Source organism: Roseburia sp. OM02-15 (genome assembly GCF_003481835.1).
Taxonomy (GTDB): domain Bacteria; phylum Bacillota; class Clostridia; order Lachnospirales; family Lachnospiraceae; genus Eubacterium_I; species Eubacterium_I ramulus_A.
Window position 1 is genome coordinate 409,150 of the sequence record NZ_QULX01000001.1, and the last position, 13,895, is coordinate 423,044.

Annotated in this window: 8 protein-coding genes, 1 pseudogene and 1 riboswitch; of the genes and pseudogenes, 8 read left to right on the forward strand and 1 reads right to left on the reverse strand. The window is 40.9% G+C overall.

All coding sequences use genetic code 11. The features are described from left to right. Positions 1-5 precede the first annotated feature (5 nt). A riboswitch (cyclic di-GMP riboswitch) is annotated at positions 6-81 on the forward strand. Between the two features lie 93 nt (positions 82-174). The 8 genes and pseudogenes from DXB15_RS01965 (at position 175) to DXB15_RS02000 (ending at position 11,487) form a co-directional block, all read left to right on the forward strand. After that, positions 175-2,973 (forward strand): response regulator, encoded by a 2,799-nt coding sequence (locus tag DXB15_RS01965; RefSeq protein WP_118701865.1) that lies wholly within the window; start codon positions 175-177, stop codon positions 2,971-2,973. A gap of 405 nt (positions 2,974-3,378) precedes the next feature. Continuing rightward, positions 3,379-6,207 carry a transporter substrate-binding domain-containing protein gene (locus DXB15_RS01970; RefSeq protein ID WP_118701866.1) on the forward strand — a complete coding sequence of 943 codons (2,829 nt, stop codon included), beginning with the start codon at positions 3,379-3,381 and terminating at the stop codon, positions 6,205-6,207. Positions 6,208-6,258: 51 nt separating this feature from the next. Beyond that, on the forward strand, positions 6,259-6,441 hold the full coding sequence (locus DXB15_RS01975) for a hypothetical protein (protein WP_181369251.1): 183 nt from the start codon (positions 6,259-6,261) through the stop codon (positions 6,439-6,441). Further along, complete coding sequence (locus DXB15_RS01980) at positions 6,429-6,653, forward strand: response regulator (RefSeq protein WP_242979773.1); 225 nt, start codon at positions 6,429-6,431, stop codon at positions 6,651-6,653. Before DXB15_RS01975 ends, DXB15_RS01980 begins: the two co-directional genes overlap by 13 nt. Beyond that, entirely contained in the window at positions 6,643-9,867 is a 3,225-nt protein-coding gene (locus DXB15_RS01985; protein ID WP_109214629.1) for a hybrid sensor histidine kinase/response regulator, read from the forward strand. Before DXB15_RS01980 ends, DXB15_RS01985 begins: the two co-directional genes overlap by 11 nt. A gap of 148 nt (positions 9,868-10,015) precedes the next feature. Beyond that, positions 10,016-10,282: pseudogene (locus DXB15_RS01990) on the forward strand (ABC transporter permease); the annotation flags it as partial. A 111-nt stretch (positions 10,283-10,393) separates the two neighbouring features. Further along, positions 10,394-11,326 carry a carbohydrate kinase family protein gene (locus DXB15_RS01995; protein ID WP_118701867.1) on the forward strand — a complete coding sequence of 311 codons (933 nt, stop codon included), beginning with the start codon at positions 10,394-10,396 and terminating at the stop codon, positions 11,324-11,326. Positions 11,327-11,334: 8 nt separating this feature from the next. Then, positions 11,335-11,487, forward strand: coding sequence for a hypothetical protein (locus DXB15_RS02000; RefSeq protein ID WP_330427440.1), 153 nt, complete (start codon positions 11,335-11,337; stop codon positions 11,485-11,487). A gap of 384 nt (positions 11,488-11,871) precedes the next feature. Here DXB15_RS02000 and DXB15_RS02005 read toward each other — a convergent pair whose 3' ends face one another. Then, a complete protein-coding gene (locus DXB15_RS02005) occupies positions 11,872-13,569 on the reverse strand; it encodes a glycoside hydrolase family 13 protein (protein ID WP_118701868.1) in 1,698 nt (565 codons plus the stop codon). Positions 13,570-13,895 lie beyond the last annotated feature (326 nt).

Below are 13,895 nucleotides of genomic sequence, written 5' to 3' on the forward strand. Positions count from 1 at the left end.
TATAATATGGAAATCGGCAAACCAGATGAAAGTCTGGGACGCAAAGCTACAGGGCCTGTAAAATGGCAGCCAGTTGCATAAATAAAATGACGTGCACTGTCTGTATGACAGTGCTTTTTTGTGGTGTTATTTCATAGGCGTAACTATAATAATTTTACTGGGAGAGAGAAAAGTATGAAAATGAATAAATCAGTATTGCAAAGAGGTATCATTTTTATATTGTGCAGCTGCATCCTTTTTTCAATCTGTCCGGTTTATGCTTTTGCAGCAGAAAATCAGAAAGAGAGAGTTGTCAGGATTGGTGTACCGGATGATACGTATGATAAGATAAATGGAAATGGAAAAAGAAGCGGATATGGATATGAATATCTGCAGAAAATCGCAGGTTATACCGGGTGGAAATATGAATATGTAGATTGTACATGGGAAAATTGTTTCGACAAATTAAAAAATGATGAGCTGGATATGATAGAAGGAATCTCTTATACGGAGGAACGGGCAGAGACTATGCTTTTTTCCGCTATTCCAATGGGAGACGAAAGATATTATGTCTATGTAAAACCCGATCATATAGACATCTCATCCTCTGACACTGCATCTTTCAATGGGAAAAAGATTGGGGTGCTTATGGGTTACCTGTCGGAAATGGTATTGAACGAGTGGGAAAAGAAATATGATCTGCATACACAGCATGTCAATGTTTCAAATAATGAAGATGCTTTGAAGAAAATTGCAGACGGAGAAATTGACGCTTTTGTATCGTTAGAGGATTCCCGTCTGGATGGGTACGGAATGGTGGCCTTAACGAATCTCGGAAGTTCAAAAATATATTTTGCGATTGGCCAGAGTCATTCTGATTTAAAGACAGAGCTGGATAATGCTATGAGAAGGATCACAGATGATGATCCTTATTATGCAGATGAACTGCATAAGCAGTTTCTGTCAGTGGACAGTGTATATTTTCTGACGGGAGAAGAACAAAAATGGCTGTCAGAGCATGGAGAAATCAAAATAGGTTATTTGATAAACGATGGCGGGGTCAGTACTCTTGATACAGAAACCGGAAAAGTGAGCGGCCTGATCACGGATTACATCCAGCTTGCACAAAACTGCCTGAAAGGGCAGACTTTGAAATTTTATATCAAGGGATATGATTCACAAGAGGATATGCAAAAAGCGTTGCATGATGGAGAAATTGATATGATTTTTCATGTGATGCAAAATACGAACGCTGCTGAAGACCTGGGCTATGATCTGACAGATACTGTCTGGAAGTATAATATGGCGGCTGTAACGGTTGAAAAGAGTTTTGATGAAAATGCTGAAAATACGGTTGCGATACCAAGAGAAGAGAGTGATTTGAAGTCTTATGTTTCCTACAATTATCCACAGTGGCATGTGAAGGAATATGCTACCTGGAAGGATGCAAAAAAGGCTGTATATAATGGAAAAGCAGACTGCATGATTATGGACTCAGGCAAGCTGAAACAATATTCCGATGATAATAAACTGTACAGTGTTTTTCTGGAAAAGTACGGTATGGTGTCATTTGCAGTCAGACATGGAAACAGCATGCTGCTGTCTGTCCTGAATAAGACTATAAAAACAATGTCTGCTTCAAAATTCTCCAATGCTGTGTATATGTATGACAGTAATCTGAAGAAAGTTACGGTAAAGGAGTTTATAAGGGACAATTTCTGGAGTTTTATGGTGCTTGTTGTATCTGTTTTTTTGATCGTGCTGATACTGATACTTGGATTACTCCGAAAAGCCAGAATTGCAGAGAAAAAGGCAAAAGAGGCACAGCAGCAGGCAGAAAAGGCGAACAGTGCAAAGACAGATTTTTTGAGACATATGAGCCACGATATCCGGACACCTTTAAATGGAATTATTGGGATGATCAATATATCAGAGCGTTATTATGGCGATCAAGAAAGATTATATGAATGTAAAGCAAAGGTAATGGAATCCATGGACTATCTGCAGTCCCTTCTGAATAATGTTCTGGATATCGGAAAAGTAGAATCTGGAACAATACAGCTGGAACACAAGCCATTTGATCTGGTTGCAATGCTCGTAAAACAGATTTCGATTGTTGAGACAAATGCAAAGGAGTATGGTATCCGCTTTGAAGGCGGAGTTTCCATGAGTACTTTTCATCACAGATATGTTATTGGCAGTGAGGAATATCTAAACCGCCTTCTTATGAATATTGCTGGAAATGCCGTTAAATATAACCGAAGCGGTGGTAAAGTAATCCTGTATTTCAATGAGATTTCAAGTGATGACAAGACGGCGGTTTTTGAATTTGTATGTTCTGATACGGGACTTGGTATGAGCGAAGAATTTCAGAAACATGCATTTGAATCCTACGCAAGGGAAGGAAAAGAAACAACGAATGGATATAGTGGTGCCGGACTTGGACTTTCTATTGTAAAAGATATTGTGGACAGGATGAATGGAACAATCAAACTGGAAAGTAAAGAAAATGTAGGTACAACGTTTACCGTTACGATACCACTTGAGATTGATCATAATGCTGAGAAGGAACAGCAAAAAAAAGTGGAAAAGCCTGATCTGTCGGGTAAGAGTGTATTATTAGTTGAGGATAATGAGCTAAATCTGGAAATTGCAAAAATGCTGCTGGAAGATGAAAAGATGGTTGTGACTACGGCAGAAAATGGCAAGGAGGCTGTGGATATTGTTTCCCAGTCAGTTCCGGGCAGATTTGATTTTATTTTTATGGATATGATGATGCCGGTAATGGATGGATTAGAAGCAGCCAGACAGATAAGGACATTGAACCGTAAAGATACAAAAGAGATACCAATCATTGCCATGACAGCGAATGCATTTCAGGATGATATTAGGGACTGCATAGATGCCGGAATGAATGCGCATATTGCAAAACCCATTGACAGTAAAAAAATAGAGGATACTTTGCAATTGGTTTTAAAACAAAAAATACAGTAAGACAATTCTTTGTGTTGTGTTTCTGGCAGCCCCGGTCAGGGTGGCAGATTTAGATGAAGATATTGATGCGGCAGTGCAATTTTATCTCAGTCGAGAAGACTCCCACTTCTGCAAGTGGTGAGTAATAACAAGTCTTTCTCAGTGGGAGTACAATCTCCGACTGAGATAAACGCTCCGCGGGGGCGCACATTGTCTGGGAGACAATGGTTTTGCGCCGACCGGAACGAAGTGTAGATGTGCAGTGATTCTGAGAAGAATATGTCAGCTTTCGCTGACCAGAATCACGCACCAAGTCTCACGTGCGTTCGATTTGAATAAAACAGGAGGTTGACAAGGAGATGTATAGAGAAATATATTTGACAGACAGACAGACAGACAGACAGACGGACAGACAGGAGATTTAATATGATTTCGAGAGCAAAGAAATATGTGGCAGTATTACTGGCTTTTGTATGTGTGTGTATGATATTTTCTCCCCAGACTGCATATGCAGCCGAGGACAGTCCGCAGCATGAAACTGTCAAAGTCGGTTTCTTTGCCATGGATGGTTATCATGTGATGGATGAAGAAGGCAACCGCAGCGGGTATGGCTATGATTTTCTTCGGCTGATGGCCCGTTATTGGGATGTAGATTACGAATATGTCGGATATGATAAGAGCTGGGATGATATGCAGCAGATGCTTGAAGATGGCGAGATTGACATGGTAACATCTGCCCGCAAAACACCGGACAGAGAAGAAAAGTTCGATTTTTCACGTCCGATCGGAACCAATTATGGGATGCTGACCGTCCGCAGTGACAACAGCACGATTGTGGACGGCAATTACAGCACTTACAACGGTATGCGTGTGGCGCTTTTGAACGGAAACACCCGGAATGAAGAGTTTGCGGATTTTGCAGACGACAAAGGATTTACATATGTTCCATCTTATTTTGATACGACCACAGAAATGGATGAAGCCCTTCAGAGCGAAAAAGTTGATGCGATTGTTACCAGTTCTCTGAGAAAAACAAACAATGAGCGAATCGTGGAGAAATTTGGCAGCAGCGATTTCTATGTCATTGTTAAAAAGGGCAATGCAGAATTGCTGAATGAGATCAATTATGCGATCGATCAGATGAATGCGGTTGAGGGTGACTGGAAAACGACGCTTTACAATAAAAATTATGAAAGCATAGAAACTAAGAATCTGGAATATACGGAGAAAGAAAAAAGTATTATTTCACAGTATTCCAAGGACAACCCGCTTCATGTTCTGTGTGATCCGACCCGTTATCCATATTCTTATAATGAAAATGGTGAGATGAAGGGTATTATCCCGGATTACTTCCGGAAAATTGCAGACTATGCCGGGATTTCCTATGAGTTTCTTACACCTGCCACCAGAGATGAGTATATTGCTTATCAGAAAAATACGGAAACCACAGATATGAGCATCGATGCACGCCTGGAAACAGATAACTATGCTGAGACGAAAAAATGGGGGATTACTGCACCTTTCATTACGATGCAGCTGGCAAGGGTGACACGGCGTGACTTTGATGGAAAAATTAATGTTGTTGCTACTGTTGACCAGACAGTATCAAATTCAATTGAAGATGCAATGGCACCCGGTGCAGAAAAACTGATGTGCAGTACCCGACAGGAAATGATGGAAGCTGTCCGTGAGGGTAAAGCAGATGCTGCCTTCGTCTACTATTACATGGCACAGGCGTTTGTGAACAGTGACACTACGGGCACCATGACATATACTCTGCTGGAACAGCCTACATTCACCTACCGCATGGTAATTTCATCAACTGAGAACCATGCGCTGGCTGGTATTCTGACGAAAGCAATGTATGCCATGCCCCAAAATCTCGTTGAAGATCTTGCAGCACAGTATACCACATACAAAGCAACAGAGCTTACATTTGTTGACTGGATACGTCTGCATCCTGTTGTTACTGTTTGGGTTCTTCTTATTTTTGGATGGCTGCTGACTGCTATGGCTGGGACAATGGTGCGTCTCAGTGCAAGAAAAAAAGCTCAGAAGGCGGCCCAGGAGAAAGCTGAGGAAATGGCGGAACTGGCAGAGCATGCACAGGCTGCAAACAAGGCAAAAACAGCATTTCTGTCACATATGTCCCATGATATGAGGACACCGATGAATGCAATCATAGGATTTACCGGTATTGCAATGAAAAACAATCCGTCAGACGAAGTGAAAAATTGTCTGGAAAAGATTGACGAAAGCTCAGAGCATTTACTGTCGCTGATCAATGATGTATTAGATCTGACCCGCATCGAAAGTGGAAAAGTGAATTACAATCCGGTACCGGCGGATGTGAAAAACATTACAGATTCTGCATTGGATATTACAAAAGGCTTTCTTACGAACAGAGATATCAACTTTAAGATTCAGCGTGAAGAAGCAAAGATTCCAAATGTACTTGCGGATCCTGCACGCCTGCGTGATGTGCTGGTCAATATTCTGAGCAATGCCGTGAAATTCACTCCGGATGGAGGGAAGATTACATTTGAAGCCCGGTGTCAGGAAAAGGGCGGGGATGGATATATAAATATGCGTTACCGCATTTCGGATACTGGTATTGGCATGAGTGAGGAATTTACAAAAGAAGTTTTTGAGGAATTTGTACAGGAAGATTCCGATGTGAGAACGCAGTACCATGGCGTTGGACTGGGGATGGCTATCGTAAAGAAGTATGTAGATATGATGGGTGGAACCATTTCCGTGCAGAGTAAAAAGTATGAGGGAACCACTTTTACTGTGGATATTCCTTTGGAAATTACAGATAAGGAATGTAATAAGTCAGATACAGGTTTTTCTGAAAAGGTAAATCTTACAGGTGTGAATGTCCTTCTTGCAGAGGATAATGAACTGAATGCAGAGATTGCTGCCGTGCAGTTGGAAGAGTTCGGGATGAATGTAGAAAGAGTTGTGGATGGAAAGAATGCTGTTGAGATTTTCAGAAATCATCCGGAAGGCACATTTGATGTAATCCTGATGGATATCATGATGCCTGAAATGAATGGTTATGAAGCGGCAAAAGCGATCAGGGCAATGAATGACAGACCGGATGGAAAAAACATTCCTATTATAGCAATGACAGCTAATTCATTTGCAGAAGATGTTCAGGCATCACTGGATGCAGGAATGAACGCACATTTGTCAAAGCCGATTGTGATTGATGAAGTTATAAAAACGATTTTAAGGTATGTATATAATTGATTAGCAGAGGTTCATGAATTAGTGGAATACAATTGACAGGAGGAATAAAATATGACAATGCAAGAGTGTTATGAAGCTATTGGAGGAAACTATGAAGCTGTCTTGGGACGCCTTCACAGCGAAGCACTGATTCGGAGATTTGCATTAAAGTTCCTTGAAGATCAGAGTTATATACAGTTAAAACAGGCATTGGAATTCTCATGGATATGCAGATGCCCGTCATGGATGGAATAGATGCTGCAAAGCATATTCGCCAGATGGATTCAGAAAGTGCTGAAATTCCGATCATTGCTGTGACTGCCAATGCTTTTAAGAGTGATGAAGAACATTGTGCTGAAGCAGGAATGAATGCTCATCTTTCAAAGCCTTTTGATATAAATAAACTAATGGAAGTACTTACATCCCTGTTGGACTTAGAATATACGGAGAATGAAAATGTTCAATAAAGAAAAGCAAAGTGATAATAATATCTTTTTACTGAATAATACAAAGTTAAATGAAAACTGTCAAAAAATCGTACAGGATGCAGTGAGCGAACTGAATATTGTTGGATTCATGACAGGATATTATGATGAAAATCTTACAATCACACAGGTCAGTTCACACATGTTGAAGAATCTGGGATATACGTTTGAAGAATTTCAAAAGAAAACATCAGGTTCTCTGAGAAATCTTTTCTATGGAGAAAACCAGACCTTTCTTGAATACGACAGGTTCCAACGTCTTCAAGGGTGTGGGGAAGGACAGATGCTGATGAGCGATGGCACACCTGTATTTGTCCGTATGTGCAAGAAAGATGCCATAGCAGATGATGGAAAGCAGGTATGGGTATTGTCTGTTCAGATTGACTGGATGCAGCAGAATCTGAAACTGATCAATAACGTGATCCATTCTGCGATGTGGCGTTTTGATTGTGACAAAAGCGGAAATATTAAGGAAGTGTACTGGAGTCATGAGTTTCGCACGATGCTTGGGTATCATGACATTCTTGATTTCCCAAATAAACTGGAATCGTGGGCAGATTTGTTACATCCAGAAGACAAGGAAGCAACACTTACACTGTTAGAGCAAGCAATTCAAGACAAAACAGATAGTGTGAAATATGACTGTGAATACCGCTTGAAGATGAAAGATGGTTCCTATCAATGGTTCCGGGCAAATGCCGAGACAACCAGACGTCTGGACGGAACAGTACGTCTTATTGTCGGTACATTCATAAATATTGACAAGAGAAAGCAGAGCGAGATGAAAGCACAGAGAAATGAGGCATTTCATCGCGCCTATACAGAGGGAAACATCTGCGAGTATTATGTAAATCTAAAGGATAATTCTTTTGAGTCACTAAAAGTAGAGGATTCCCTTCTGGAGATTTTTGAAAAGAGCCATACATGGGATGAACTGATTCAGGCATACCTGGATAATTATGTTGTTGATGAGGACAAGGAAGCGGTTTCTCATTTTTACAACCGTAATTTTATTGTTGAAAAACTGAGTGAAGGTTCAAAAGAAATCACTCTTGAATGCAGAATACGGATAAAAGGTGAGGAACGTTTGGTTCGCAATGTCCTTATGAGAGGAGAAAAAAATGACGGTTCCCGTTATGCAATGATTTTTGTCCGGGATATTACAGAAGCCAGAAAAGAAATGGAAAACATATTGGAGCTGACACGTAAGAATGATGCGATGGATCTGCTTCTTCAGGGAACAATGCGTCTGGTCAATCGTTTTGCTATGTGCAATCTGGAAGATGATACTTATAAGTTTTATAGTCTGCACGGAAAAAAGCCACCATACGATGCTTACGGAACATATCATGACCTGATCAGGAGGATTGCATCCCGCTATAAAGTGGTGGCAAAGGATGAAACGATTGACAAAGTGATTTCAGCAGACCATATCCGTGGCATGATTAGAAGTATGGATGATATTTATAAGCTGGAATATTGTACGGAAGATGAAAAGAATTTTAAGAGCATGGCTTTCATTCCTTTGTCTTGGAAAGACGGAGTACTTGAAAAGGTGCTGTTGATCTCACAGGATACCACTCAGGAAAAACTTGCGGAGATAGAATCGAGGATTGCTTTGAAGGAAGCTTATGAAGCGGCTAACAAGGCAAACAGGTCAAAGACAGAATTTTTATCAAATATGTCTCATGATATTCGGACTCCGATGAATGCAATCGTTGGTATGACAGCCATTGCCGGAGCAAATATTGATCATCCGGATCGTGTGATCGATTGCCTTGGAAAAATAACCAAGTCGAGTCGTCATCTGCTTGGTTTGATTAATGAAGTACTGGATATGTCACGCATTGAAAATGGAAAGATCGAACTGACGGAAGAAGACTTTAATCTGGATGAACTGGTAGATAACTTGATCGCAATGACACGTTCCGAGATTGAAGCTCACCATCATAATTTTGAAGTACAGCTCAACAAAATTGAACATGAATATGTAAGAGGAGACAGTTTAAGAGTACAACAGATATTTACCAATATTATGAGTAATGCCATCAAATATACCCCAGATGGCGGCAAGATACTGTTTTCTATTACGGAAAAGCCTACCACTTCCCTGGATATAGGATGCTATGAGTTTGTGATTCAAGACAACGGCATGGGAATGAGCGAGGAATTTCAAAAGGTTATGTTTGACCCGTTTACTCGTGAAGATGATAAACGCATCAGCGAAATCCAAGGAACCGGTTTGGGAATGGCAATCACAAGAAATATCGTCAATATGATGAATGGAAACATTAAGGTAGAAAGCAAGCTGGGAAAGGGAAGCAGATTTACCGTTACTATTTTCCTTCGTCTGCGAGATGAAAAGTCAGAGACTATTGATGAACTGGTCAATTTGCCCGTGCTGGTTGTGGATGATGATAAGATATGCTGTGAAGGAACAGTGGCTACTCTTAATGAGATTGGAATCGACGGAGAGTGGGTACTGTCAGGAAAAGAGGCAGTAGAGCGTGCGGTGAAACGTCATGAGAATGGCAATGATTATTTTGTATATATTATTGACTGGCAGATGCCGGGAATGGATGGAATTGAAACAACAAGGCAGATACGCCAAAAGATAGGACCTGATGTTTCTGTCATTGTTCTGACGTCCTATGATTATACAAAAATCGAAGAAGAAGCCAAAGCAGCAGGAGTAGATGAATTCATTTCAAAACCGTTGTTCCGCTCAAGACTTACCGCAGCACTGCAAAAAATAATATCCGGAAAGCCGAGTCAGGATGCAAGAGATTACCTGAAAAATATCGCTGCAAGTGATTATACAGGAAAGAAAATCCTTTTAGTGGAAGATAATGAACTGAACAGAGAAGTTGCAGCTGAGATCATAGGTATGACAGGTGCTGAGATTGAAACGGCTGTAAATGGAAAAGAAGCTGTAGATAAGGTAGCAGATCATCCAAATGGATATTATGATTTGGTCTTTATGGATGTGCAGATGCCGATTATGAATGGGTATGAGGCGGCTACAGCTATCCGTTCCCTGCCTAAACACAAAGGTGAGCTGTTGCCAATCGTTGCAATGACGGCAAATGCATTTACGGAGGATGTGATACTTGCAAAGAGTGCAGGAATGAATGAGCATATTGCGAAACCTCTTGATATGGAAAAATTGAACAGAATGTTGCACGAATGGATGTAAGCCACGATAATAAAAAAATCAACTTTCAGATGATATTGGAAGTACGCTGGCAAAATCAGCACCGTTGCTGATGTGCACCCTTTCCGTACTGTTTGCCTATAAAGTTGGACTGTTTAACATCGGAGCATCTGGTCAGTATGCGGTGGGCGCAGGTTTTGGATTCCTGGCACTGGCAGTTATGATCTTCGGACAGTGGAGACCGAATCTGATCGCATTGACAGCTGTACTGTTCGGATTGTTTCGTGCATTATCTAACGTATATTCCGGATTTGATTTTCTGGCTTCCCTGAATATTCCGGCAACATTTTACAAGATGCTGCCGTACATTATTTCCCTTCTGGTACTGGCGCTGTTTTCCAAGAAATCGAGAGCACCGAAGGCAGAAGGTATTCCTTACGACAAGGGTCAGAGATAGTAATTGTTATAAAAAATGTATCGAAATATGACTGAGATAAGGGTAAATTGAAGATATAGATACAAGAGACATATAAAGTTAATATACAGATAAAATAAAGGAGCAAGATACATGGGAATTGTAGTTATCGGAGATGTATTTATTGACATCAAAGGATTTTCAACATCCACCTATATTCCATACGGAAGAAACCTTGGAACCATCGAGCAGATCCACGGCGGCGTAGGTAGAAATGTTGCAGAAGATATTGCGAACGTAGAACTGGAGCCGATTTTCATCGGAGCCGTAGATGACGATTCCATCGGGGAGGATGTCATACAGAAACTAAACCGCCACAAAGTCGATACCAGATATATGAAAAAAGTAAAAAACGGCATGGGAACATGGCTGGCAGTATTTGATCACAAAGGTGACGTGGTTGCATCCGTTTCCAAGCGCCCGGATCACAAACCGATGTCTGAGATTTTGGACGAGCATGGCGATGAGATTTTCAAAAATGCAGACAGCATTGCCATTGAAATCGACATGGATCAGGATGTAACAAAAAAGACTTTCGCTTATGCGGAAAAATATAATAAGAAGGTTTATGCACTGGTTTCCAATATGAGCATTGCCATCGAGCGCCGGGATTTTATTCGAAAAACAGGATGCTTCGTGTGCAACCAGCAGGAGGCAGGAATTCTGTTTTCTGAGGATTATGAAAATATCACCCCGGAAGAACTGTGCGCAATTCTGCAGGATCGTATCCGTTCTGCAAAGATTCCGCAGATGGTTGTTACCATGGGCAAAGCTGGTGCTGTTTATGCAACACTGGAAGGTGACGCAGGGGTTTACCCGGCACTGAAAGTAGATGTAGTAGATACTACCGGAGCAGGAGATGCTTTTTTCTCAGGGGTCTGCATCGGTCTGACTTATGGAAAAACACTGCGTGAGGCATGTGGTATCGGAACGAGACTGGCATCCACTGTTATCTGTACTTCCGAGAATATCTGCCCGCGTTTTATGCCGGAAGAATTTGGAATTACAAAAGAAAATCAGAGGTAATCAAAGCAATGGAAAGTATCATTATCGGGATTGCCGGAGGTTCTGGTTCCGGTAAATCCACATTTACAAACAGGATCAAGAAGCATTTCGGAGATGATGTGGTTCTCTTGGATCTTAACGGAGCATTTTTCGATGGCTCTGTTCATCTCAGTCTGAGTTGAGACTCCCACTTCTGCAAGTGGTGAGTAGTAACAAGTATTTCTCAGTGGGAGTTCAATCTCCGACTGAGATAAATGCTCCGCGAGGGCGCACATTGTCTGGGAGACAATGGTTTTGCGCCGACCGGAACGGAGTGTAGAGTGCAGTGATTCTGAAAAGAAGATGTCAGCTTGCGCTGACCAGAATCACGCACCAAGTCTCACGTGCGTTCGACTTGAATGCAGTTTCCTCCAAATATGATTTTTAGATTTTTCTGCAATATACCGTACCGATTGTCTTTGCCACTTGATTTCAAAACCTTCGTTACGGCACCTCATCATTTCGGTGTTCCTCTCTCTTTTTTATCTTGCTGTTTGCCTGAAGTAAACAGACAAACTTATGCATATTTATTCTAATTCCAGAACAAGTATTTCACAGCTTCTTAATGGCAGAGTTGCTGATTCTAAGGAATCTGATAATGTAGAGTCCATAATGTCTGTGGCTTCCATATTTGACAAAAGAACCTGTTTTGCCGGATGCTCCAAATTCAGGGTAACAGGTTTTTTACTAAAATTGGCAGCAACCAGAATGCGTTGAGTTTCTGTTTCACGATAATATGCCATTACAGAGTCCGTATGTTGGTAAGCAGGAACAAATTTTCCATAGGTGAATACTTCCTTATAAGCGGTTGATTTTCGCAGGGCAATTAATCTGCGATAATAGTTTAACACAGAAGATGGATCGTTTTCCTGATTTGCCACGTTTATCTGAGTATAATTTGGATTTATCTTCAGCCAGGGGGTTCCGCTGGTAAAGCCGGCATTTGGCTGATCGCTCCATTGTACCGGGGTTCTGGCATTATCACGACTCATTCGATTGCATACAGCCAGAGCCTCACGGTCTGTTAATCCGGCATCCCTTGCAATGCGATACTGATCTTTGGTGCTGATGTCATTGAATTCATCTATACTGTTCCATATGGCATTTTGCATACCAATTTCCTGTCCTTGATAAATAAAAGGAATTCCACGTAACAGAATGCTGACAGTGGCAAGCATTTTGGTACCAGCCGGGTTCTGTGCGTAGCTTGGTAAAAAGCGTGATACACCTCTTGGTTCATCATGGTTTTCAATAATGTTTGCCTCAAAACCACAGGTTTGCGCGGTAAGCTGTGCATTGGTGATAGCCGCTCTCCAGTCTTTAAATTGAACCGGTCCGGCTTCATACCAGCCGCGTTTGCCTTCTGTCAGGCAGTGTGCACTGAAATCAAACATGCTTGAAAAATGACCGTTTTCGCCAATGAACTCAGCAAGTTCATCGGCTTTCATATTAAAAACTTCACCAACAGTAAAGGCATCATATTTTTCGAAGGTGTGTTTTTTTAAATCTTCCAGTAATTCGCCAACGCCATCGACACTGTCTACCATTTTGGAACAGTTGACCATTCCGTCTGGACCATCCGGTTCATAATCAGGAAAATTAAGATCCTTTTTGATATTGATGATCGCATCAATTCGAAAACCGGCAAGTCCTTTATCCAGCCACCAGTTGATCATATCGTAAAGTTTTTGACGAAGAACCGGGTTTTCCCAGTTTAAATCCGGTTGTTCTTTGGCAAACATGTGGAAATAATATTTGTCGGTACCAGGTACTGGTTCCCAGCAGCTTCCGCCAAAGTAGGAACGGTAATTGCTTGGTGGATTTCCGTTCTTCCCCTTGCGAAAGTAGAAGTAATCTGCATATTCACCATCAGGATCTGCCAGTGCTTTCTGGAACCATTCATGCTGATCGGAGCAGTGGTTAATAACCAGATCCATAATAATATACATATTACGTTTTTTTGCTTCTGCCAGTAATTCGTCAAAGTCTTCCATTGTACCGAATTCTTCTGCAATCGCATAATAATCGGCAATGTCATAACCCTGATCTACAAACGGAGATTTATAGACAGGAGAGAGCCAGATCATGTCGATTCCCAGCTGTTTTAAATAATCCAGTTTTGAAATAACTCCTCTCAGATCGCCAATACCGTCTCCGTTGGTATCCAGAAAACTTTTTGGATAAATCTGATATGCTACCTTGTCATGCCACCATTTTCTGTTCATTGTTTTACCCTCACTATTGCCGGTTTCAGGCAATTTTCCATGATTGTTAAATAGAAGTAGTTTATATACTTATGTATTATACTACGGTTAGAAATGCTGCGCCAGAGAAATAATTCTGTTATTAAAGAAAGAGACTTATGCAAAGAGTAAAATAAAGAATTATAACTTAAAAATCATACATTACATAGCATAGAGTTGGGAATAAAAAACAGTAAATATGAAGAAAATAAAAGAAAAGACAGAAAAAAAGTAACATAAATAAAAAATAACAGAAAAGTATTGACAAAACAGGGGAAGTGCGTTACTATAATATCAACAAAAGAACT